The 23,312-nt window shown below is 45.7% G+C and carries 18 protein-coding genes; 4 read left to right on the top strand and 14 right to left on the bottom strand.

Annotation, left to right across the window (positions count from 1 at the left end; all coding sequences use genetic code 11):
• Positions 1-158: 158 nt before the first annotated feature.
• From MKY44_RS07325 to MKY44_RS07310, 4 genes are all read right to left on the bottom strand, one after another.
• On the bottom strand, positions 159-2,981 hold the full coding sequence (locus MKY44_RS07325) for an endo-1,4-beta-xylanase (RefSeq protein ID WP_341006597.1): 2,823 nt from the start codon (positions 2,979-2,981) through the stop codon (positions 159-161).
• Between the two features lie 273 nt (positions 2,982-3,254).
• A complete protein-coding gene (locus MKY44_RS07320; protein ID WP_017689571.1) occupies positions 3,255-4,259 on the bottom strand; it encodes a LacI family DNA-binding transcriptional regulator in 1,005 nt (334 codons plus the stop codon).
• Between the two features lie 129 nt (positions 4,260-4,388).
• On the bottom strand, positions 4,389-5,396 hold the full coding sequence (locus tag MKY44_RS07315) for a globin-coupled sensor protein (protein WP_341006596.1): 1,008 nt from the start codon (positions 5,394-5,396) through the stop codon (positions 4,389-4,391).
• A 243-nt stretch (positions 5,397-5,639) separates the two neighbouring features.
• Positions 5,640-7,535 carry a PrkA family serine protein kinase gene (locus MKY44_RS07310; protein ID WP_036610009.1) on the bottom strand — a complete coding sequence of 632 codons (1,896 nt, stop codon included), beginning with the start codon at positions 7,533-7,535 and terminating at the stop codon, positions 5,640-5,642.
• A 361-nt stretch (positions 7,536-7,896) separates the two neighbouring features.
• Between MKY44_RS07310 and MKY44_RS07305 the strand changes: the two genes are divergently transcribed.
• Entirely contained in the window at positions 7,897-8,742 is an 846-nt protein-coding gene (locus MKY44_RS07305; RefSeq protein WP_341006595.1) for a DUF2161 domain-containing phosphodiesterase, read from the top strand.
• 112 nt (positions 8,743-8,854) lie between these two features.
• Here MKY44_RS07305 and MKY44_RS07300 read toward each other — a convergent pair whose 3' ends face one another.
• The 3 genes from MKY44_RS07300 to MKY44_RS07290 form a co-directional block, all read right to left on the bottom strand.
• Complete coding sequence (locus tag MKY44_RS07300; protein ID WP_036610012.1) at positions 8,855-9,481, bottom strand: FMN-dependent NADH-azoreductase; 627 nt, start codon at positions 9,479-9,481, stop codon at positions 8,855-8,857.
• 190 nt (positions 9,482-9,671) lie between these two features.
• The gene (locus MKY44_RS07295) at positions 9,672-10,895 is read right to left on the bottom strand and encodes an aminotransferase-like domain-containing protein (protein WP_338593042.1); all 1,224 of its coding nucleotides are present in this window, start codon (positions 10,893-10,895) and stop codon (positions 9,672-9,674) included.
• 136 nt (positions 10,896-11,031) lie between these two features.
• Complete coding sequence (locus MKY44_RS07290; RefSeq protein WP_341006594.1) at positions 11,032-11,688, bottom strand: response regulator transcription factor; 657 nt, start codon at positions 11,686-11,688, stop codon at positions 11,032-11,034.
• A 439-nt stretch (positions 11,689-12,127) separates the two neighbouring features.
• Between MKY44_RS07290 and MKY44_RS07285 the strand changes: the two genes are divergently transcribed.
• Together MKY44_RS07285 and MKY44_RS07280 are read left to right on the top strand one after the other, a co-directional pair.
• On the top strand, positions 12,128-12,538 hold the full coding sequence (locus MKY44_RS07285; protein ID WP_017689578.1) for a uroporphyrinogen-III C-methyltransferase: 411 nt from the start codon (positions 12,128-12,130) through the stop codon (positions 12,536-12,538).
• Entirely contained in the window at positions 12,535-13,599 is a 1,065-nt protein-coding gene (locus tag MKY44_RS07280) for a phosphodiester glycosidase family protein (protein ID WP_341006593.1), read from the top strand. Before MKY44_RS07285 ends, MKY44_RS07280 begins: the two co-directional genes overlap by 4 nt.
• 298 nt (positions 13,600-13,897) lie before the next feature.
• On the opposite strand, the gene MKY44_RS07275 is transcribed toward MKY44_RS07280, so the two are convergent.
• The 6 genes from MKY44_RS07275 to MKY44_RS07250 all read right to left on the bottom strand — a co-directional run bounded on the left by MKY44_RS07275 (position 13,898) and on the right by MKY44_RS07250 (position 21,561).
• On the bottom strand, positions 13,898-14,914 hold the full coding sequence (locus tag MKY44_RS07275) for a LacI family DNA-binding transcriptional regulator (RefSeq protein ID WP_341006592.1): 1,017 nt from the start codon (positions 14,912-14,914) through the stop codon (positions 13,898-13,900).
• A gap of 77 nt (positions 14,915-14,991) precedes the next feature.
• Positions 14,992-17,157 carry a beta-glucosidase BglX gene (gene bglX, locus MKY44_RS07270; protein ID WP_341006591.1) on the bottom strand — a complete coding sequence of 722 codons (2,166 nt, stop codon included), beginning with the start codon at positions 17,155-17,157 and terminating at the stop codon, positions 14,992-14,994.
• Positions 17,158-17,255: 98 nt separating this feature from the next.
• A complete protein-coding gene (locus tag MKY44_RS07265) occupies positions 17,256-18,851 on the bottom strand; it encodes an ABC transporter substrate-binding protein (RefSeq protein ID WP_074094322.1) in 1,596 nt (531 codons plus the stop codon).
• A 53-nt stretch (positions 18,852-18,904) separates the two neighbouring features.
• Positions 18,905-19,807: a carbohydrate ABC transporter permease gene (locus MKY44_RS07260; protein ID WP_341006590.1), complete on the bottom strand. Its 903-nt coding sequence runs from the start codon at positions 19,805-19,807 to the stop codon at positions 18,905-18,907.
• Between the two features lie 18 nt (positions 19,808-19,825).
• The gene (locus tag MKY44_RS07255; protein ID WP_017689585.1) at positions 19,826-20,785 is read right to left on the bottom strand and encodes an ABC transporter permease; all 960 of its coding nucleotides are present in this window, start codon (positions 20,783-20,785) and stop codon (positions 19,826-19,828) included.
• A gap of 11 nt (positions 20,786-20,796) precedes the next feature.
• Entirely contained in the window at positions 20,797-21,561 is a 765-nt protein-coding gene (locus MKY44_RS07250) for an alpha/beta hydrolase (protein WP_341006589.1), read from the bottom strand.
• A 473-nt stretch (positions 21,562-22,034) separates the two neighbouring features.
• On the opposite strand from MKY44_RS07250, the gene MKY44_RS07245 reads away from it, so the two are divergent.
• Positions 22,035-22,952 carry a serine hydrolase domain-containing protein gene (locus MKY44_RS07245; protein ID WP_341006587.1) on the top strand — a complete coding sequence of 306 codons (918 nt, stop codon included), beginning with the start codon at positions 22,035-22,037 and terminating at the stop codon, positions 22,950-22,952.
• A 90-nt stretch (positions 22,953-23,042) separates the two neighbouring features.
• On the opposite strand, the gene MKY44_RS07240 is transcribed toward MKY44_RS07245, so the two are convergent.
• Complete coding sequence (locus tag MKY44_RS07240; RefSeq protein WP_036610032.1) at positions 23,043-23,297, bottom strand: AbrB/MazE/SpoVT family DNA-binding domain-containing protein; 255 nt, start codon at positions 23,295-23,297, stop codon at positions 23,043-23,045.
• Positions 23,298-23,312 lie beyond the last annotated feature (15 nt).

Genomic DNA, 23,312 nt, shown 5'->3' with positions numbered 1-23,312 from the left:
GTGACAACAGACTTAGTTGAAGCCGTTGTCATACATTGGAACCCGTTTATTTGAATGTATATAGTCTAAACGTCCCAGCCTTTAAAATCAACACTTATTTCCAGATATACAATGTTGAACAGCTAACATTCTCATATTCTAATTCACAACTAAATATTCTATTTACGAGTCAATAACAGACTGCCAAAACCGGAAGTATCTTGATAAGAATTACCTGATGAATCACTCCAGATGGACACACTGCTTCGCTTGCCATCCCCCGCGCCATCATCATTAACTTGAAGATCAAATCCAATCCATCTTTGCCCTTCAGCACGAACGCTGTCTAGTGGGATTGCCACTTCAACTGTATACCCTCCGCTTGTTAATCGGGTAGCTGATTTGAAACTTTCTTTCCGTGCATTTCCACCAAAAGAAGTCTCATTATCAAAATTGACCCGGTACTGGGCGTCATCCTCCTGATAGAATGTTGTCTGATCTTTGCTCGGGTCGATAAAAATTTCAATTGAATCCTGCTCATGTGCATTAGAACTTAATTTGCTTCGCAAAGGATCTTTCACATCTGCCAATACGTACAGGTATTTCTCATCCCATAACAGCTGTGCAGTCGCCGTTGCACCGGATTTTCCGACCACCCAGACATCCGTTTTAACAGATGCAGCCTTTTTCCAAACGTTATCCTTTTTTGCATCAATGACAGGTTTGCCATAAGTGACCTTGGTTTGTTTCAAGACAGAACCGAGCTTCAGTTTGCCCCGGTTAGCTGGTTTGTCAGGCTGTTGATTGGAAATATCATTCCAAACAATGGTCGCTGTCTTTCCAGCAGCATGTTCATCCGTAATCCGAAAATCCAGAGACAAGACCTGGCCTTCGGTAAGTAAAGCGGCTGACATAGGCAGTGATGCGTATACAACATACCCGGTTTTTGTCTCCTGTACGTTGTAAGTATTTTTATCTTTGCCTTTACCGCCATCCCGTTTAAATGTATATTGACCATTTGCAGACGGCGGATTTTTCTTCTTGGCAGACAGATCAGCTTCAGAAGTTGCAGCGCCTGTCCCCTTGACTTCTTCCGCGAGGAAAACCTGCACCTGATCCCCTTTGCGACGTGTGGTATCCTTCACTTCCACTCTTAAATTCACCTTTTTGGCATCCCACATCATACGAGCCTCACCCGTAACCGCAGATGTACCATCTGCCAGATGATTAATTTCGAGTCCTTTCACAGCACCCCAAAGAATATCTTCCTGTCCTTTTTGGTTCGGGAAAGAAGGGCTGGCCTTCAATGCTGTCCATTCATTACGATAGATCGGAAGGGTGGTAGGGTCCACCAGTGCCCAAAATGCCGGTTTTGCTTTTAATTTACGATCAAATAACAATGGTGCATCTTTGCGTCCTTTGACTGGATGATTGTCAAGCCATGTACCATCATCCGCAAGTCCCCATACTGTAACACTGTCCATTACGCCGCGTTTTCCCAGCTCGTCAAACAGGTCGAACAGTTCACGATAACGGTAAGCTTGTTGCAGCATTAATTCATCTGTGACAGGCATCTCCAGTTCAGAATTACTCGAATAGATCGAAACGTCCAGCTCTGTAACCTGTACATTTATACCAAGAGCGATCACTTTCTCAAAAGCCTCACGAATGAGCTTTACATCCGGTCCGTACATGGATACATGCATCTGGAATCCAACCGCATCAATCGGTGTTCCTTTGGCAAGCAGCTTCTCTACAAGCTTCACCATATCATTCACCTTGTTTCCATTGCCCTCCATTCCATAGTCATTAATCACCAGTACAGCATCGGGGTCAGCCTCACGTGCATAACGGAAAGCCAGCTCAATGTAATCACTGTCATCTCCGTCGCCATCTACATCCCCAATAATATCTCTCCACTTGGAATTACTGGCCTCATTCCGTAAGCCGCCTCCGTCTGAGATGACTTCATTGACGACATCCCATGTATGAACCTTTCCTTTGTACCGGGTCACGATGGTTTGAATATGGGTTTTCATCCGTGCAAGCAACTGTTCCCGCGTGGCAGGTTTCGATGCATCATTCGGATCAGTAAAGAACCAATTCGGCACCTGACTATGCCATAACAGCGTATGACCTCTGATTTCCATGTCATTTGCTTCGGCAAACTTCACCAGGCGATCTGTCTCTGACCAGACAAACTCTCCTTCCTTGGGCTGCATCGCATCCATTTTCATAAAATTGTCCGCTGTAATACTATTAAAGTGTTTCGTCAACAACTGGGAATGCTGGTTTTCCGCGTCTAGTGCAGACTGGTTGATGGCAGCTCCCATTGCGTAATTTTGTCCCACGATATCGACCAGATTCGGAATATCCTTCTCAATTTCAATTTTCTGAGCAGCCGTAATCAGAACATCATCCACGTAAAATGAAATCGTATCTGCCGGCGTCACTTCCTCTGACGTCTTCCATGGTGTCTCCACATACATGCGGAATCCGGTGATGCCACTATTTTCTTCGGGAATCACCACATCGGCCTCGACTTTTTTCCACTGTCCTTTGTTCAAGGTAGCGGAGGCAAAGGTAGCATATTCAAGACTCGAAGCGTCCTTATTGTATTCTTTCTCGAGTGCACCGTTAAGGACCTGACTGTCCGGCCCTTCATCGTACATGGCCCAAAATGAAATATGAACTGTGCTACCCTTCTGTACATGATCCAGCACTTCAACTAAGGGTCCATGGAACGTTTCGGTACGTGAAGAGGTTCTCAGGCTGCGTGTACTGTCATGACCTACTTGCGTTACGATATCAAGCTTTTCACTTGCACGTGGACGCCATTGTCCCAACACACCATCTTCAAAATCAGCCTTGAACAGTACTTCATCATCGCCAGTCTTAACGTCCGCTGCCGAAGCACGTGTCCCTCCTGTTCCCACACTTGGGAACAAACTGAAGATCAATACAGCCGACAAGCACAAGCTCCACCATTTTCTCAAATGCATCCGATCTCCTCCTTGGTTCGTTGTTTGTGAAGAATAACCTTTGCTCTGCCATGTGCCAGCCCTTTACAAGATCGTTATACAGGATGGATAGATGCAAATGGACAGAAAATTGTAAGCACTTTCATTATACGATTGCCAGTAAACTTTGTTTACCCGTTAAACTATAGGACTTGCACCACTCCATAAACCATATGTTTCCAAATGAGATGTATAACGACAAAAAGCACAGCTTATTAGCTGTGCTTCGTGTAAACATCTTTACTATTTACGTTTTTAAGCTTTTAAAGGTGCTGTCGTCTGACGGATGACCAGATTGGAAGGTTCCGTAACCACAGGAGGAGAATAAGATGGATTCTCGATCATGGCAATCAGATATTCAATGGACTTAATACCAATGGAATAGATATTCTGATTCACCGTGGTCAACCCCGGTTTAAATACCTCAGCATAATACGTGTTATCGAACCCGACAACCGAGATATCTTCTGGTACACTCAGTCCATGCTTTTCAATTTCATGAATCGCACCAAAGGCAGACATGTCTGATGCACAGACAATTCCCGTTGGTTGATCCTGAAGTGCCAGCAATCGCCGGGCAGCCTTGCTTCCTCCGTCGAAGGAATAATCGCAGATCTCCAGATATACCGTAGAATACGGGATGCCGCATTCTCGCAGTCCTTCCCGATATCCTTCCAATCGCAGATTGGCTACAGCAGGTCCAAGTGTCCCTGAGATATAGGCAATTTTGCGGTGCCCAAGCTCATGCAGATGTTTGACACCCATCGAAATCCCGTTCGCGTTATCCGTAGTAATGTAACCGGCACGTTTGCCCAACATGTCCGTATCAACAAACATCGTTGGAATCTCTGCATCCACCAGTTCCTGAATACTCGCGTTTTCTCTGCCTTCCCCGAATACCACAACGCCATCCACATTACGACTGCGGCAATGTTTGATGAACGAGTACGCCGGATCATCGAATCGAGTAGACAACCGGACCAGGTCATATCCACTGTTCTCCAGCGCTGTCTTGATCCCTTCCAGCAACTCCGATACAAAAGGGTTCGTAAACGGAACCGTTAACAGTACTCCCACCGTCCATGAACGGCGTTTGACAAGTCCACGTGCGACCACATTGGGTTGATATTTCAATAATTCGATGGCTATATTGACTTTTTTGCGTGTTTTTTCACTTACATCAGGATAATCGTTTATCACTTTGGAAACGGTTGCAACAGATACTCCCGCTTCCTTGGCTACATCATGGATAGAAGCCATCTGATCACCTCAACCTCTTTCAAATCCCCTGTCTCCGGCTGCATTTTCTATAACATCGGCAGGTTTGTCTACCCATTATAGCTTAAAACAGCCTGAAACGGTATGGAAGGTTCCTAATGCTTTTAAGCTCTATTCCTGCTGTTCCAGATTCTTCAAATCCAGAGACAGTTTCTCCATTGTTGTTGCAAATACAGCGAGTTCAGCCGAGCGTGAAGCTTGGCTACGTGCTCCGCGAGACGTATGATCCGACTCCTGCTGCACACTGCTCAGTTTCTTCATGATCTGCTCCAGATTAGACTGAATCTTACCCTGGGCATCCCGGGAACTGGCTGCAAGCTTGCGCACCTCACTGGCAACTACTTCGAAGCCACGTCCGAACTCTCCTGCATGAGCAGCTTCAATCGCTGCGTTCAGACCGACAAGATGACTCTGATCCGATATCTCGCGAATGAGTTCACCCATTTTTCCGATCTGCTGGATCTCTCCTGTTAATTCGGTAAGCATAACCTGAGCCTGATCCTGAGAAGCCGCTGTTTCTTTGGCTACACTTGATATAGCCATTGCACTTTCATTTAATTCACTAATCATGCCTGTAAGCTCTTGGGTAATCTGCGTAATTGCCTGTAATGTATGTTGTTGGTCATCGGCAAGCTGATGTAACTTTTCTTTTTCTTTCTTCTCATAGGCCTCAAGGACAAGTTGTGAATCCAGGTTAAACATTTTGCTGAGCGCCTGAATGACAAGATGCCAGGAATCAGGGATAACCTGTTGGAATATGCTCGTTGCAATATCCAGGTAGACCATATAGGTACCCAGATAATAATCTTCAGACAGACCAATCCGTGAATGCACAAGTCCAATTGCAATCCGTTGCTCAATATATGCGTCATCCACGATTCCGTCTGTCATTGATAACCAGTACATCTTCTGTGTTTCTTTTAGACGATCAATGGTAGAGAATCTTGCGATCAGATCTACCAATTCAGGATAATTCCCCACATGATTGTAGAAATGATCTACCACTTCATTAACGACTTTTTTAAAAACAGGCCGATGATCGGCAAGCAGTTTTAGATCCCCTGCGGTTAGTCCCATGTAATCAAGTTGCTTCTGTCTTGTTGCGGAAATACTGCTCATATCTGGTTCAGTCAGCTCCTTAATAAACACTAAATTACTTTAAATTGTAAATATATGTATTGATTATAGACTAAAATACCTAAATATACATATACCATTAGAACTAATTCTCTTTAAAATTAACCTTATTTGTCAGCTTTTTAGACTAATATGACCTTCATGTAATTAAAAAGGCCCTGACCCTGCTGTGAAGGAGCCTCACAACAGGCATCAGGAGCCTGATCCGGAATGGTTCGTTGCCGATTAGCGATTAAGCAGACTACCCACATAACGTAACAGTTCATTCGCGCTAGCTGCGGTGTATCCATGTTCCTCAATTAAGCGTTTAATGACTTCATTCATACGTTTCAATTGTGTTGCATCCGGTGTTTTGGTTGAGGTTGTGATCTTGACGATGTCTTTCAGATCGGTGAACAACTTCTTCTCAATCGCTTCACGCAAACGGTCATGGCTGCTGTATTCGAACTTGCGCTCCTTGCGGGAGTATGCCGAGATTCGGATCAGAATCTCTTCTCTGAACGCTTTCTTTGCGTTCTCTGAGATCCCGATCTGTTCCTCTATGGATCGCATCAGACGCTCATCCGGGTCCATCTCTTCATCCGTGAGCGGGTCACGAATCTTGGACCAGTTGCAGAATGCTTCAATGTTATCGAGGTAATTCTCGAATAACGTTCTTGCGGATTCCTCGAATGAGTACACAAATGCTTTCTGCACTTCCTTCTTGGCCAGTTCATCATACTCCTTGCGTGCAAGAGCAATGAAGTTCAGATAACGCTCCCGCTCTTCCTTTGTGATCGAGGCATGCTGGTCCAGACCGTCCTTGATCGCCCGCAGAATGTCCAGCGCGTTAATGCACTGAAGATTTTGCTTGATCAAAGCACTGGAGATCCGGTTAATGACATACCGTGGATCAATGCCGGACATCCCTTCATCCAAATACTCATTTTGCATCTCGCGCAGATCGGCTTCTTTGTATCCTTCCACTTCTTCACCATCATACATGCGCATCTTTTTAACGAGATCCATGCCTTGTTTCTTCGTTTCCTTCAAGCGGGTAAGTATCGAAAAAATGGCTGCAGTCCGCAGTGCATGCGGTGCAATATGAACATGCTTCATGTCACTTTGCTGAATGAGCTTGGCATAGATTTTCTCTTCCTCGGACACTTTCAGATTGTACGGAATCGGCATGACAATCATCCGGGATTGTAGCGCCTCATTCTTCTTGTTGGAGATAAAAGACTTATACTCCGATTCATTCGTATGCGCCACAATCATTTCATCCGCACTGATTAAGGCAAAGCGTCCTGCTTTGAAGTTCCCTTCCTGCGTGAGCGACAGGAGATTCCACAGGAATTTCTCATCACATTTCAACATCTCCTGGAACTCCATTAACCCACGGTTCGCCTTGTTTAACTCCCCATCAAAACGATAGGCACGTGGATCGGATTCGGAACCAAACTCGGTAATGGTGGAGAAGTCGATACTACCCGTCAGATCGGCAATATCCTGCGATTTCGGATCGGATGGACTGAACGTTCCTATTCCCACGCGATTATCTTCGGAAACAATGACGCGTTCCACAGGCACCTTGCTGATATCACCACCGTATTCGGTACGGAGCCTCATCTGGCAGGATGGGCAAAGGTTACCCTCAATCCGGACTCCAATTTCCTTTTCCACTTCAGGGCGAAGCTCCAGTGGAATCAGATGCAGCGGTTCCTCATGCATCGGGCATCCATCAATGGCGTATATGGCACCTTTCTCTGTCCGCGAGAACTGTTCAAGCCCTCGCTTCAGCAGCGTCACCAGCGTTGATTTCCCTCCACTTACAGGACCCATCAGGAGCAAGATCCGCTTACGTACATCCAGACGACGTGCTGCCGAGTGGAAGTATTCTTCAACCAGCTTCTCAATCGAGCGATCCAGTCCAAAGATCTCCTGTTCAAAAAACTTGTACCGCTTATGCCCACCTACTTCTTCCACGCCAAACGATTCAATCATCTCATACACTCTGGCGTGAGCCGTCATTGCCGGAGTCGGGTCCTCTCTCAGCAGTGCAATATAATCTTCAAATGTTCCGTTCCATGTCAAACGGTCACTCTCTGCCCGATGTTCCGCAACGCGTTCAAAAATATTCATGCTTGGTACCTCCCATGGCTCCTTTAGTGTGATTGTCAACCATTCCGAATGGTATGAAGAAATCAATAGAATTGCGGCTCCTGCTTGAATACCAATCTTGCGGTCCTGTGTAGTCCCGCCACCCTCTGTCCAAACGTCTTGTTTTGTTGTGAAAAGTGTATTACATACCTATGCGGCAATTCGGATAAGTTGACCTCTTTTTTTCAATCAACCGCTTCGAATTTTGGCTTTTCCCTGTTCTATCAGACATCTTGTGCCTTCAGAAAAAAAAGAACGAATATGATATAATGAGGGTTCTAAATTCAGGAAACCGGACAACACATGGTCAGAGACAGGCCACTTCAGGAAAGGAGCACGGACGATGGCAGTGAAATACGAAACCGAATTATATTCGCCTGTGAAGGCTTTCTTCGAGCAGCGCGGCTTCGACGTCAAGGCGGAAGTCAGACATTGTGACCTCGTCGGAGTCAGATCGGACCAGGACGAACCACTGATTGTGGAGATGAAAAAAACATTTAACCTCTCCCTGTTGTTGCAGGGCATGCAGCGCTTGAAGCTTAGCCCGTTCGTGTATCTAGCCGTCGAGCGCAATCGTAGCAAACGCGGTGCCGTGAACCAACGCTGGAGCGAACTGACTGCACTATGCAGACAACTTGGTCTGGGGCTGCTGACTGTCACATTTTACAAAACCAAAGCCCCCCTGATTGATGTACTGTGCGAACCTTCCGCCCAGACGCCCCTTACTAGCGCCAATCAATTTGCCCGCAAAAGCGGTGTTCGGCGGAAACGATTGCTCAAAGAATTCGACGAACGCAGCGGAGACTACAATACGGGAGGCAGTACACGAAGACAGCTGGTCACAGCATATCGTGAGAAGGCTTTACGTGTCGCATCCGCTCTACGAACGAACGGAGAAGCCTCCCCGGCCAACCTTGCCAGACAGACAGGCGTAGGTTCTGCAGCAGCAATTCTGCAAAAAAATTATTACGGCTGGTTTGAACGCCTCTCCCGTGGAAAGTATATTTTGACGATTAAGGGAGTACAGGCGTTAACCGAGCATGCACACATGCTTGAGGATAATGATATGATCGAACGAACCATTAATGAACTTGATGTAACGTATTCTGTATCTGGTGAAAATAAGGACGACCTTGCACACATCGCTGAAACAGCGGAGCAGTACTTAAAAAATACAGGCCATATCTGATATGGAATCATCTGAAGTAACGGATGTGAAAAAAATGAGAAGGCAAAAAAACACCTGTAATCTCCACTGGAGACTACAGGTGTTTTGATGTGTTCTATATAGAAGATTGTTATTAGAATTTTACTGCTACTTCGGAAGCCAATTTCAGACCTGCAGTAACGATTTCTTCAGCACGATCTGCAGAAGCGTTATGTCCTTCAACGATAACCACTTCAGGGTTTTGAATGCCCCACAAGCCGAGAACTGTTTTCAGGAAGTTCAGGGACATTTCAGCAGCTGCCATTGGGCCTTCGGAATAAACGCCACCACGTGCGTTAAGCAAAGCTACTTTTTTGTCGCCAGCAAGTCCTACAGGACCTTCAGCAGTGTATTTGAATGTTTTACCAGCTTGGCTCAGGTAAGCAATGTAGTTTACCAATGGAGCTGGAACAGTGAAGTTCCACAGTGGGAATGCAAATACAACTTTGTCAGCTGCCAGGAATTGATCTTGCAATTGTGCTGCAAGTGAAGCTGCTTTTTGCTCGTCAGCTGTCAGTTCAAAACCGTTAGCTGCTTTGTAAGTGCCTGTGATAGCAGTGTTACCATAGAATGGGAATTCTGTATTGTAGAGATCCAACTCAGTAACTGTGTCACCTGGGTGGGACTCTTTGTATGCGCTCAAGAATGCATCGTACAATTTAACGCTGACTGCTTGATCTGCAGGACGGTCATTTGCTTTAACAAATAAAATATTAGACATGTTGAATTTTCCCCCGTTAGATAAAATATATGAGTGCTTTTTCTGAACTGGCCACCATTGTAGCTTATATAAAGAAACCAACAACTCATTAATTCATATTATATATAAAAATGTTAGTGGATGCAATAACGTAATCACTTTGGTCATGAACCAATTTTAATTTTTGCTATAAAATCTATTTTGATCTGACTTAGCTACGAGCCGTAAATTCGGAAATGGCTTCACTGATCAGGTTCATGCCAAGTAGCAATTCATCCCGGCCCGGATGGCTAAAGTTCAATCGGATGTAACGTTGATCCTGTACACCTGTGGAGCATAGTGATCCAGGAAGAAAAGATACACCTTTGGGCAAAGCCGCCTTAAGCAGAGCGCCACTATCCAATCCTTCCGGCAACTGTACCCACAGATACATTCCGCCCTCAGGGATATTGTACTGACACCCTTTCCAGCCCGGCCTCTTCAACAGTTCAAGCATCAGTTTGAGTCTTGTCTTATACTCCCGATTCAACATGGATAGGTGATCACTCCAACGAAAAGGGGAATGGGCAAGCAGTTGATACAACAGCCGCTGATTCATCGGACTGGACTGACCATCTGCAATCCGTTTAACCGAGGCCATCGCCTGAATCAGCGCAGGATGTCCAGCGGCCCATCCGGTTCGAAGAGCGGGCGCTACCGTTTTGCTAAATGAACCAATGTAGAGAACATGTCCACCCTGATCGGCAGTATCCAGTGCAAAGAGTGAAGGATATTTACGATAGAATTCCGTTGGCTCAAGGCCATCGAAATGGAGCTCTCCATAAGAATCATCTTCCACAAGCAGTACACCATAGCGCGAACACAGCTCAAGGACAGCCTCCCGCCGTTCCATACTCCACAAAGCACCGGTCGGATTCGAGAAACTGGGTGCAGCAAAAAGCAGCTTCGGTCTAACCTGCTGCATGTGTTGCTCCAAAAGGTCTGGCAATATGCCGTCCCGATCACCCATTACGGGCACAATCTTGGCTCCTTGCATCTCCAGAACCTCAAGACAGCCTGGGGATGTGGGATGTTCAACCAGTACAGAATCTCCGGGCTCAAGTAATAGACGCATCACCAGATCGATGGCCTGCTGGGTACCAGTGGTCAACAGAATCTGCTCGGGTACCGTTCGTATGCCTTTGCGTGCATTCCAGTCTTTGTTCAACCACTCTCTTAGGGGCGTATAGCCTGCTGGCTCTCCATATTGCAATGCGGAGGGGCCTGAACTAAAGACAGACACCGCTGCTTCTTCCAACAATTTGAAAGGAAACAACTCCTCCGCAGGCAATTCTTCTGCCAGAGAAATGAAATAATCCCTGCCAGACATCTCACGTATATCCCTCAGTGGTGATGACAAAAGCCTGTTGGTACGGGAAGCAAAGAAATATTTCATCGATCCGTTCCCCTTTCGTCCCTATTCCGAAACTGTACTCGCAGTCCGCAGCCCTACAACCTATTCCTGCGCGCCATCGAATATGACCGGATGCATACAGAACTGTTGTGATCATGGGAAGAACAAACCTGTTTCGTCAGGATCCCGTCTTCACTTGTCTTGCATGCAAGGCATAACGTTCAATGGCCTGTGCTCTACTGCTTACTTCCAGCTTCACGTATATTTTACGCAGGTAATTATCAATGGAACGTCTGCTAACGTTGATCTCATTCGCTATTTTATCATAGGTTACACCCTGAACAATTCTTTCCATGATAAAAGTTTCGGTTTCTGTTAATTCAATGACACGTGCTTCTGTCGGAGACTCCACAGGTTGCGCCCACTCCGCACTGTTTAACCACGACAATGGAATGGACACATGGCCCTCACGTAATCCAGAGATCAGATGAATCAGCTGGCTAGGGGAAGCCTGTTTGGATAACATGCCGCTTGCACCAAGGCTCATCAGATGACGAAACAGCTTCACATTGTCTTCATCCGTCAAAATGATGATGTGACTGTGAGCTGACAGATTCTTCATCTGGGAAATATATTGATCTGCCTGGCCCTCTGGAAGACGATAATCCATCAGAATCAGATCAGGCTGGTGAATATTCACCAGTTCGAGCCCTTCTGTTCCGGTCGAAGTCATGCCACGTACCGTCAGATCTTGCTGCTCTTCCAAAATCAATTTTGTACCGAGCATGCTGGTGGGGTGGATATCTATGATGACCACCTGCCATACTTTTTTCATTGTTGTTCCCCCTGTTATGTATTGGACAAATAACTTCTAGCTTCTGTCATGATAATTCCATCGTCTATGCGACAGTCCGAGTATAGAAGAAGCATAGGTCGGATTATGTCGAAAAACAGAAAAATACAGGAGGAAGCCGATAAAAAAGCTCTATTTTCACTGTATTTTGTTATAAAAACACCATGACGTCCCTCTTCCCATCCCCGGAAAGGTCAAAATATAGTATAAATTTCCTGCATTTCTATCTAAAAAAGTCGAAAAACCTGCCCAAAGTTCCTACTTATTGCATCTATAAGAAATTGTATCCTAGGACTTCCTTCCGATGCAATCTCTTTTTACTCTATTAAGTAAAGAATTTCATTTTTGCGTAATCAAAAGGGGCATGATAGAATGAGAACTGGAAATTTTTTTGTACCTATAAATGACCAGGAGTGATGATATGAAACCATCTGCCCCGTCCTCTGACATCCATCACACCCGGAGCGCCAAAGGCAAGGCTGGATCTTCAATCAAGCTGTTTCTGGTAATGTGGATTGTTCTCATTGCACTAGGAGTCGTTGGAACCTACTATTATAGTAACCATCTCCAGCAACAGATGATTAACCAGCTTCAAGCCCATAATCAGCAGCAGATTGCAGCGCTAAAAACCGACTACGAAAATCAGCTAACAACGATATCTAAGGAAGTAGAAGACCTGCAGGGACAGGTTCAATCCTTCAATGAATTGCTGACTTTCACCAAGGATAATGCAAGTGACAAAACGGATAACAGCAACAAACTGTATACCCAGCTTAGCGAAGTCAAAAAACAACTGGAGACACTCCAGAAAAAGATGGACCTGCTCAAATGATTACACCCGTCAAACAGGTTAATCGTTTTTTTATGCTTGCACTCGCTCCTTTTGTTGGATTGATATTATGCCTGCTGCTGCTTCGTCCTCCACTTGAACCCGGAGATTTGATGCCTACCGAACTGTCAGAGGATACGATTACACCCCGGACCCAAGCAATTAGCCAAGAGCTTGCGGGGGCAAAAGATGCTGCTGTCCAGACTTCTTCTTCTATTAAAAGAACGACACAGCTCTATAATAAAACAACAAGTACGATGTCTACACTTGTGCAGAAGGCTTCCGCCCAAGCGGATCGTCCGGAAATGATCTACAACAAACGGATTTCATCCAAGCTTGGCGTTCCATTTGAACGGGTAGACAGTGACCGGTTAACGATTGAAATGTACAGAGTGAATCCTGGCAGCTATAAGGGCTATGCCATGAAGATCAAGTTAAAAGACCCTACGGCCATGCAGATGGCTCTAGACAGTGAACCTGGGCGTTCTGAAACGACCATGCAGGCTGTGAAGCGTAACGGCGCAATTGCCGGAATCAACGCAGGTGGATTTGCTGACAGTGGCGGCAAACGTTATCCACTTAGCACAACCGTCATGGACGGGAAATACGTGAACGGTTTCCAGGCCAGTTTCAAAGATCTGTTTTTTGTAGGGCTTAACGATGCCGGCAAACTGGTTGGAGGCAAGTTCTTCGACAAAAACTCACTGGATCGCCTGCAACCACAATTTGGGGCTACGTTTGTACCCGTGCTGCTACAGAATGGACGTAAAACCGCAATTCCCGACAAATGGAAAGTATCACCCAAACGAGCACCACGTACAGTCATTGGCAATTATAAAGATGATCAGTTATTGATTATTGTAGTTGACGGATATAATGAGGGCGGAAGTTCCGGTGCTACCCTTGAAGAGTTGCAAGGGCGGTTGTACAAGCTTGGGGTGATCGATGCCTATAATCTGGATGGCGGTGGATCATCCTCACTTATTCTGAATAATCGGGTCGTGAATAACCCTTCAGATGGCAGCCTCAGACCGGTGCCCACACACTTTTTATTTTACAAATAATAGGGTGAAGCATTTCTTTTCTACCTATAATGGTTATAATAGAAGAAAATGAGCTTGTGCAGGAGGTGCGAAGGGTATGTCATTTTCACTGACATTCTGGATTATTGCAATCGTATTGACTCTCTTCATTACAGGCATTCTCACTTCATCCTACAACAATGACAAAACAAAAGGCTTGTAAAGGCCAAGCCTCTCTCCGGAGAGGCTTTTTCTATTGCTTCATCCTCGAAATAACAAGAGACAAGGCTTAAAAGAATGATTCGATTCTTCTAAGCCTTGTCTCTTGCTGTATTCGGGATCAATAGCTAACCGCCCGGTCATTCCGCATGGATATAACCGAATCAGACGGAATAGGCCCACTCACCGACCCACCCTCAACTAATGTCACATAAATTCGTTCATGATCAACGGGTTCTCCAGCAATAATCTTGATCAATTGTTCAGCAGCGAGCGATCCCCACTTGCGCTTGGAATAATCAATGCTTGCCAATCTCGGCTGGACGTATTTGCTCAATTCAATATTGTCGAATCCAATGACATCAATCTCTTGACCAACGCCAAATGCACTGTCTGCCAGACGATCACACAAGCCAATAGCCATCTCATCATTGAGGCAGAATACCGCTGCGGGTCCATCATACACCTGCACAATCTGATCTGCGGCTTGTTCTCCACCACTCTTCTCGAAATCTCCCGTGATCTCAATCCATTCCACATCGGCTTCACGTTCCGCAACCTGTCTTACTGCCTTTAACCGCTGCACAGAGTCAAACGAACCTTCCGGTCCTGTCACCACATAGATTTTCTTATGTCCCTGTTCAATAAGATGTTCCATCGCAAGTGTCGCCCCTGCCTTATTATCCAGCAGAACCTGATTAATGTTGGGATGATCCATCTCACGGTCCAATACAACGATTTTGTGCCCACGATCGGCATACTGCATTAGTTCCTCACTTGCAAACGTATGATCCAGAATGATTGCACCATCAATCATCCTCTCTGGAAGCATGCGATGGGATTGTTTACCACTGCACACGATCAGGTCATAGCCTTGAGCATTACATACGGCTTTCATGCCACTCAGCAAGTCTCCATACACATCTCCTCTAAAATCGGTCAAGAATACACCTAGAATTTTGGATTCCCTCTTCTTCAGTGTTCTTGCTGCGGCATTTGGAACATAGTTCAGTTCTTTGGCAATGGCCAAAATTTTGGAACTCGTCTCATCGGTCACTTTGTTGCTGCCATTCAGCGCATATGACACAGTAGAGATGGAAACTCCCGCCTGTTTGGCGATATCCTTGATACTGACCACATTCTTCGCTCCCCTGTTATGTTTATCAGGCCCTCCATAGTGAAAGGCCTGACACATTACTCTTTCCATCCCCCGGATTAAACGAGTCTGAATGATTTCTTCTGGGTATCCCGACTGTTTGCACCAACAAGAATATGGAACTCGCCTCGATCACTGCGATGACTTAAGTCCGAATGGTGATAACGAAGCTGTTCTTCATTTAATGTAAACGTGGCTGTACCCGTCTCGCCTGGCGCAAGTGCAAGCTTCACATATCCTTTCAGCTCACGCATAGGACGAACGACTTCACCCGTTACATCTCGAACGTACAACTGAACAGTCTCCACGCCCGCGCGCTCACCCGTGTTTGTTACACGTACTTGGATGCTCAGGGAATCTTCGGCAGTCATCTCGTTACTTGACACTTCAAGATCACCATAAGAGAAAGAAGTGTAGGAGAGACCATAACCGAACGGAAGCAAAGGTTCATTCGGGCTGTCAATGTATTTGGAGACATAACGTTCTTCCGTCTTCTCCGGGTTCAGTGGACGACCTGTATTGAAATGGTTGTAATAGACCGGAATCTGACCTACGGACTGCGGGAAAGACATCGTCAGACGTGCAGATGGATTCACTACACCTGTCAGAACATCTGCGATCGCTGCTCCGCCTTCACTACCTGGGAACCAGGCTTCAAGAACGGCATCCGATTCATCGATTACACCATGCAGATCCAATGGACGGCCGTTGAAAATAACGCTGACAATCGGTTTTCCCGCTGCTTTGAGCTGTTTAACCAATTCCAATTGGGCTGCTGGCAGACGAATATCCGTGCGCGAGCCACCTTCTCCACTCATCTCGGAGTCTTCACCAAGAGCAAGGACAATCAGGTCTGCTTTGCTTGCCACTTCCAGGGCTTCGGCAATCTGCTCAGCTGTAATCGTATGAACATTACTGCCTTGAGCAAATTGAACTTTCCCATCCGTCAAGCGTTCTTGCAGAGCTGTTCCGAGCTTGACTGCATCTTCCTTAACTCCTTCACAAGACCACCAGCCGAGAATATCAGGACTCTGTGCAAAAGGACCAATAAGGGCTACATTAGCTTCAGGCTGAAGCGGAAGCACGCTGTCATCATTCTTCAACAGGACAGCCGATTTGGTTGCCAGTTCATACGATACCTGACGGTGCTCTTTGGAGAACACAATCTCGCGTTCACGAACCGGATCAGCTGCACGTAGCGGATTGTCGAACAATCCCAGCTTTTCTTTTAGTTGCAGAATTCGCAGAACGGCTTCATCAATGAGCTTCTCATCCACTTCACCACTCTCAATCAATTCAGGCAAATGATGCACATAACAAGGTGTCATCATCTCCATATCTACTCCTGCGCGAATGGCACGATATGCCGCTTCACGATCATCTTCTGCAGCACCATGCGCAATCATCTCGCGAATGGAAGCCCAATCCGAGATTAATACACCATCAAAGCCCCACTCTTCACGCAAAATGCCGCGCATTAACTTCTCATTGCCACTTGCCGGAATACCGTCAACCGTATTGAACGAAGTCATGACCATTTCCACGCCCGCATCCAACGCTGCTTTGTACGCTGGCAAATAGTACTCACGCAAGTTACGCTCAGACATGTCCACCGTATTGTAATCCCGACCACCCTCAGCCGCTCCATACGCCGCGAAGTGTTTAACACAGGCTGCAAGACGATCTGGCTCATCCTTCAAGCTGTCGCCCTGATATCCACGTACAAACGCAGCCGCGAACAAACTGTTCAGATAAGGATCTTCTCCTGTCGTTTCCATCACACGGCCCCAGCGCGGGTCACGAACCAGATCCACCATAGGTGCAAAGGTAACATGCAAACCGGATACAGCTGATTCACGTGCTGCAATTTCAGCACTTTTCTCAGCCAGTTCTGTGTCCCATGAACAACCGATCGCCAGTGGAATCGGAAAAATGGTTTTGAATCCATGAACTACGTCAGCCATGAACAAAAGCGGAATGCCCAAACGGCTTTTTTTCATATAAGCTTGCTGTACATCAATGATGGCCTGCGCACCGGACAACCCTAGAATGGACCCACTAGCATCCACGGACTGCTCCGTAATTCCCATCTCTTCCATCGGCCCTGTGATCTGACCTTCGACATTTGTTCCTTCATAAAAGTTGGCGGTCAACTGAAGAAGCTGAGCTGTTTTTTCCTCCAACGTCATCTGTTTTACCAGGTCTAACAACTGCTCGTTATTCATCTGATCGTATCCTCCACTATAAGTTGTTGAAATAAAGAACCCGGCTGCGTTCGGGGAGAGACCGCGCACCGGGTTCAAAATTTATTACTGAATGATTACTAGAATTTATCGTTTAGCTCATCCAGATAAGGTTGAACCAGGGACATTTTACTGTTTACCCATTCTTTCCAGTTTGCCTCTAGATCTCCGTTTTTGAGGATCAAGTTGGCATATTCATTCTGGTAGTCGAATGAAGCCTGACTCTTAGCTTTGGAATCGTACAGGTTGACATCCCAATCGTATGGCGCAAGCGATTTGCCTTCTGTACCGAGTTTTGCTTTTTCTTCGAACAATTTCACGGCTCTATCACGGTAATCTTTTTTGATTGCAGGGTTTACAACACTGAAGTCGTCACCGAGCAGGTACAGACCTTCGAAACGTGCTGGATATTTATCTTCCAATACCGTTCCTTCTGGCAACAAGCTAACGAGTTCGTTGTTTTCATCATATTTCCAATCTTTTCCTTCAAAGCCCATGTTGATGAGCAACTGTCCTTCTTTTGTTGCAGAGTAATCGATCAGATCCATGATCCGTTCGAATTTCTCGTCACTAATTTCCGGATTGAAGATCAATGCCGACCAGAAGTTGGCTTGCTCCATGTTACGGTATTTACCGTCATCGCCTACTACGATTGCTGTGTGTACCAGTTCATCACTATCTACACCCAGATTTTTTTTCATATCGGAATCCAGACCTTGTCTGTACGAAGCCAGTCCGCCCAGACTTGTTACAGCAGCTGTACCTGTTACTTTGAAGTTGTTTTGACCTTCATTGTTTTTCCATGTGTAGAACTCAGGATTGAGCAGTCCATCTTTGTAGGCTTTTTGCATCAATTTAAGTCCTGTCAGCGTTTCAGGATCTGCTGGTCCCCAGTGGAATTGGCCATCTTCACCTTTGTAGAACGGAGAGTCAGTCATGGCATGCACACTGTTTGGCATAATCATGTTTGTCATGGCATCTGCCGCATTGTAGGACAGAGGTACAAGTTTGTTACCCACTTTGCCTGGATCTTTTTCTTTCACTAGCGCAGCATATTCATTCAATTCGGTTGTTGTATAAGCATCTTTCAGTTCAAAACCAACTGCTTCAGCCCAGTCTTTACGAAGCGCAATGACACCAATTTGGTTCGTCAGTGGGTCAGCCGGTTTGTTCTCGAAATAGATTGGTCTAGGCAGGACATATGTTCCACCTGTCAATTCTTCCAACTTGTCTCCAAGACCCGTCAAATTGTAAGCTGCTGCCACGTTAGGCCAGCGTTCTTTCCAGTCATCCGGGAATTTGTAGAACAAACCTTGTTCAATGCTGTTAATGGCATCGCCATGTACGTAGTTCCATACCGCTACATCCGGCAAGTCGCCAGAGTTGATCCACAGACGAAGCTTCTCGCCCCATGAATCCCAATCGATATAGTTGTAGTCCCATGTTAAATTAAATTTGTCTGTCCAGAACTTGTGGAAGTCATTATCCAGGTTCCCGTTTTTGATTTCTGTCAGGTTAGCTACAGAGATGGTCAGGTTGTCTTTGTAATTTCCCTCTGCATCTTTTTCGTTACCACCTGAAGCTCCTTGACTGGAACAAGCGGTCACCATCAGCATAACTACACTAAGCGTGATGGCAAAGAGAGCTCTTACTGACAACTTTTTGTTCGTTTTCATGTTTTACCCCCATGTTTTTTAGTAGAATTTTATTGCAAAATCCTATACGTATATCAGGTCTTGATTGCCCCTGTTAATACCCCTTTGGCAAAGTGTTTTTGCAGCATTGGGAAGAAACACATAATTGGTACCATGGTGACAAATACGGCCGCCATCTTCATGCCCATTGAGAAGTTGCTTGCCTGGGCAGCATCCACACTGGATGCATTGGATGCATTCGTCGTAGATGTCACGATAATATTTCGGAGTACATTCTGGAGCGGTAACTGATCCGCTTTTCGAAGGAATATCATCGCATCATACCAACTGTTCCAATAAGCCACACCGTAGAACAACGTGATTGTAGCCATAATTGGTGTAGCAAGCGGAAGAACAACGGAGAACAAAATTCTCCACTCTCCTGCTCCATCCAGTCTCGCCGATTCCATCAGCGATTCAGGCAAGGTGTAGAAGTAGTTCATCATCAGAATCATGTTAAACGCACTGAAGCTTCCCGCCAGGATAACGGACCACAACGTACCTGTAAGATGAAGTGATTTCATGATCAGGTACAGTGGTACGATACCACCATTAAAGATCATGGTGAACAGTACCAGGAAGAATATAAATTTCTTAAACGGAAATTTGTTGCGACTAAGGCCGTATGCCATGCTTGTTGTCAGGAACAAGCTGAGTGGCAAGCCGATGACTAGCAATATAATTGTATTTTTGTACCCTGTCAGAATCGTTCCGTCAGCGAACAATGCCTTGTAGGAATCCAATGTCCATTCTTTAGGGAACATCAAAAATGGATTGTCAGCATATTCTTTTTGTGTTGCAAACGAAATCATGATGACATTCCAGAACGGAATCAGGATCATCAGGGCAAGCACGAGTAATACGGCGAAAATAATGTAATCGAGAAGTGTCATTTTTTCTGTACCAATTCTCGGTTTTTTGTTAGCTTTCTTGCTCATCTCATTTTTCCTCCTCTCTTATCGGAACAAACCGTCTCCGCCAAGCCACTTGGCAAATCTGTCAGCAAGAAGCAGCAAGGCCATATTCACCAGGGAACGGAACAAGCTGACCGCTGTCGAGAATGAGAAATCGGTAGATGACTGGAACGTAATCCGATAGATATATACATCGAGTACTTCCGATACATTTTTGGTAGCGGCATTTGCCAAGTTGAAGATCTGGTCAAACCCGGAAGACATCAATCCACCAACCGACAGAATAAACATGATTGTGATGGTTGGAAGGATGTTCGGTAAAGTAATTTTGAACATCTGTTGCATACGGGAAGCCCCGTCAATCTGTGCTGATTCATACTGATCCTGATCAATACCGGAGATGGCAGCCAGGAATATAATCGCGCCCCATCCACTTGATTTCCAGATATCAGTCAACAGCAACATTGGTACAAAGTTGGATTCAGACCCCAGGAAGTTAATCGTTGGCAATCCGAGTAATCCGAGCGCGCTATTTACCAGTCCGTCATATGCCAGCACATTGATGACTACCCCGGATACGATGATCCAGGACAGGAAGTGCGGGAACGTAAGAACGGTTTGGAATAATTTTTTCCCTCTGCGCATCCGCAATTCATTCAGCAACAGCGCCAGAATGATCGGGAACGGGAACTGAATAATCAGTTTCAGAATATTGATGTACAGCGTACGCCATACTGCGTCGATAAAGGTTGGATCACGGAAAACATATTTGAAGTTCTCGAATCCGCTCCATGGACTTCCCCAGATGCCCAGGTTGGCCTTGTAATCTTTGAATGCCAGAGACAGGCCACCCATCGGCATGTAGGCAAACAGAATTAGCCAGACAAGCCCCGGAATAAGCAGGGTGTATGTCATTCGGTGCTTCCAGATTTCAGTCCAGAGCGAATTGCCCTTCACGTTTCCCTTCAGCTTTTTGCTAGGTCCTTCGGCTGCAGGTTTCACATTGCATCTCCTCACTCTACTATGGTCTTGTCGTTGTACAGAAAATCAAACATCGTTCTCAGGTGGTGCTCCCAAAATTTCCATTCATGAGCCCCCGGCGTCTCCACATACCGAAAATCAAAGGCAGTCCCCTGCATGTATCTCGCATAGTCGCGATTCATCTCTACGAAGGGGTCACTATCGCCACAGCAACTGAGGATATCCGGTAAAGCAACACCCTGTTCCAGCAGCTTGGCCGACAGTGCGTAAATATCCTGATCGGCTTTCACCTGTAAACGTTCTCCAAAAACCGCTTTCATTTCCTTGATCATGGTCGCTGGCATATGGGGATCATGGAGTCGTGTCTGGATATCCGTTACGCCGGATAGAGACACTACTTTGCGATATCGCTCTGGATAAGTTAGTCCACATTTCAGTGCACCATATCCACCCATGGATAAACCGGCGACGTATGTTTTCTCCGGATCAGGATTCAGATTGAGCAGACGCTTGCATATTTCAGGTAACTCCTGAGTGATGTAGTGGAAGTAATCCAGGCCGTATTCCATATCGGTGTAATAGCTTCGATTCGCTTCCGGCATAATGATCGTACAGCCATATTGCGCTGCATACATCTCAATTGTGGTTAACCGCTGCCAGGTACTCGCATTATCGCCTGCCCCGTGCAACAGATATAGTGTACCGCCTGAAGTCTCTCCGGAGTCACTGGACACAACATGTATGCTGGTATTCATGCATAAGGTTGGCGATCCAGTTTCGATCGTTATATGCGCCATAAATGTAACCCCTCTCATCATCGCCTGCTGTCTTTACTCATTCGTTTCTCTGGCGTTGGATTGCAGGCTGTTGTAGATTCCCTTGTATTACGATGGGTTATCGAAACGATTTTCTCGAATCGTTTCAAAACATAGCCAACGTTGATTCACATGGACTTCATTACAACACTTTTAATGTGGAAGCGATTTCTTCGAATCGTTTCGAATAAATCATAAGCCCGATGAGTAAATCCTGTCAATAACCTTTTTACAAATTTCGCGTTTTTTTCTCGAAAAAATGCTCTTTTAAGTCTAAATTTGCGTCCAAAGACACTATTATTACGAAAAAATGAAAATTTAGTAAGTGCTATTACAACTTTAATTGACACCAAACCAGGTTTATACTAACATGGGTTCTGATTTTGCATTCGAATTACGGAAACGTTTCACCAACCGATTTTACTCAGGTTTCACCTGATATTAGGGAGGTTAATATGTCTGAGCAACTCAAAGGTTTCATTCATACGATTACGGAGCAACAATTGAACGTTTTTTCCATTCGCATATTACAAAAAGGGCATCTGCTTGCCCATTGGGACCGGGATAAGGATCAGCGCAGGGTACAACATTCCATCAGCAAATCCTTCACCTGTATGGCCGTTGGACTTGCGCTTGAAGAAGGTCTGTTACATCTGGATGCGACACTTGGTGATTATTTCTCTTATGATCATGTACTCATTGCACAGCACAATCTCCCATCTCCACGGGAATTGAAGTTACGTGATCTGCTCCGAATGTCTTCGGGTCATGACTCTCCCCCTCTTTGGGCTGATGAACGAGCTTCATTGACCGAAAAGGACTGGGCGAAATATTATATGTCTCTGCCTCTGGACCGGGTACCTGGAGAACAATTTACATATAGCAGTGGGGATACATTTATGATCTCAGCCATGCTACAGGCTGCTACCGGCCAAACCGTGAAAGATTACCTGACTCCACGGTTATTTGATCCACTTGGCATTCATGATGTAGAGTGGGAAACCTCTCCACTCGGCGTAACGCTTGGTTGTGCAGGTCTTTGGATAAGCAATGAGGAACTGAGTCGATTTGGACAGTTACTGCTGCAGGAGGGCTTTTGGGAAGGCAGACAGCTTGTACCTGCAGATTGGATTCGACAGGCTACGTCCCCGCAGATCGAAACGACTGGAGACGGTGATTGGGGAAAAGGTTACGGGTATCAGTTCTGGATGTGTTCTCATGACGCTTACCGCGCCGATGGCGCCTATGGTCAGTTGTGTATCGTAATTCCCTCAAAGGAAGCTGTCATATGTATTAATAGTGAGGAAGAAAATATGCAAGGCATCTTGAATGCCGTATGGAATGAGGTATTACCCCTCTACACCAAGGGATAGTCTATCTTTTTTCAATCTGCAATTATGCCATCCAATTGATAATAAAACAAAAAAACGCCACGGGGTCAATGGACCCCATGACGTTATTTCTTATCCGTGTTGTGGAAGCTGAGTCATTTCATCTAAACATTGTGCGCATATGTAACGCTCTTTGAACTCGTTGACTTCCTCGATGGATCCGCAGAAAATACATTTTGGACGATATCTCTCCAAGATAATATGGTCCCCTTGTACTAAGATCTCTACAGGATCTCCCTCATTCATTTGATACCTTTTACGCAAAGATTTAGGCAATACGATCCTACCTAATTGGTCAACTTTGCGAACTACTCCAGCTGGCTTCATAGCTACGGCACACCT

Origin of the sequence: Paenibacillus sp. FSL R7-0026, from assembly GCF_038004485.1 — a bacterium.
Lineage (GTDB): Bacteria > Bacillota > Bacilli > Paenibacillales > Paenibacillaceae > Paenibacillus > Paenibacillus xylanexedens_A.
This window is presented reverse-complemented; position numbering and strand designations above follow the sequence as displayed.

What these genes read in the sequence shown, in the direction of transcription:
- MKY44_RS07325 (WP_341006597.1), bottom strand. Translation starts at nt 2,981, where the DNA reads ATGCATTTGAGAAAATGGTGGAGCTTGTGCTTGTCGGCTGTATTGATC.
- MKY44_RS07320 (WP_017689571.1), bottom strand. Translation starts at nt 4,259, where the DNA reads ATGGCTTCTATCCATGATGTAGCCAAGGAAGCGGGAGTATCTGTTGCA.
- MKY44_RS07315 (WP_341006596.1), bottom strand. Translation starts at nt 5,396, where the DNA reads ATGAGCAGTATTTCCGCAACAAGACAGAAGCAACTTGATTACATGGGA.
- MKY44_RS07310 (WP_036610009.1), bottom strand. Translation starts at nt 7,535, where the DNA reads ATGAATATTTTTGAACGCGTTGCGGAACATCGGGCAGAGAGTGACCGT.
- MKY44_RS07305 (WP_341006595.1), top strand. Translation starts at nt 7,897, where the DNA reads ATGGCAGTGAAATACGAAACCGAATTATATTCGCCTGTGAAGGCTTTC.
- MKY44_RS07300 (WP_036610012.1), bottom strand. Translation starts at nt 9,481, where the DNA reads ATGTCTAATATTTTATTTGTTAAAGCAAATGACCGTCCTGCAGATCAA.
- MKY44_RS07295 (WP_338593042.1), bottom strand. Translation starts at nt 10,895, where the DNA reads ATGAAATATTTCTTTGCTTCCCGTACCAACAGGCTTTTGTCATCACCA.
- MKY44_RS07290 (WP_341006594.1), bottom strand. Translation starts at nt 11,688, where the DNA reads ATGAAAAAAGTATGGCAGGTGGTCATCATAGATATCCACCCCACCAGC.
- MKY44_RS07285 (WP_017689578.1), top strand. Translation starts at nt 12,128, where the DNA reads ATGAAACCATCTGCCCCGTCCTCTGACATCCATCACACCCGGAGCGCC.
- MKY44_RS07280 (WP_341006593.1), top strand. Translation starts at nt 12,535, where the DNA reads ATGATTACACCCGTCAAACAGGTTAATCGTTTTTTTATGCTTGCACTC.
- bglX (WP_341006591.1), bottom strand. Translation starts at nt 17,157, where the DNA reads ATGAATAACGAGCAGTTGTTAGACCTGGTAAAACAGATGACGTTGGAG.
- MKY44_RS07265 (WP_074094322.1), bottom strand. Translation starts at nt 18,851, where the DNA reads ATGAAAACGAACAAAAAGTTGTCAGTAAGAGCTCTCTTTGCCATCACG.
- MKY44_RS07260 (WP_341006590.1), bottom strand. Translation starts at nt 19,807, where the DNA reads ATGAGCAAGAAAGCTAACAAAAAACCGAGAATTGGTACAGAAAAAATG.
- MKY44_RS07250 (WP_341006589.1), bottom strand. Translation starts at nt 21,561, where the DNA reads ATGGCGCATATAACGATCGAAACTGGATCGCCAACCTTATGCATGAAT.
- MKY44_RS07245 (WP_341006587.1), top strand. Translation starts at nt 22,035, where the DNA reads ATGTCTGAGCAACTCAAAGGTTTCATTCATACGATTACGGAGCAACAA.
- MKY44_RS07240 (WP_036610032.1), bottom strand. Translation starts at nt 23,297, where the DNA reads ATGAAGCCAGCTGGAGTAGTTCGCAAAGTTGACCAATTAGGTAGGATC.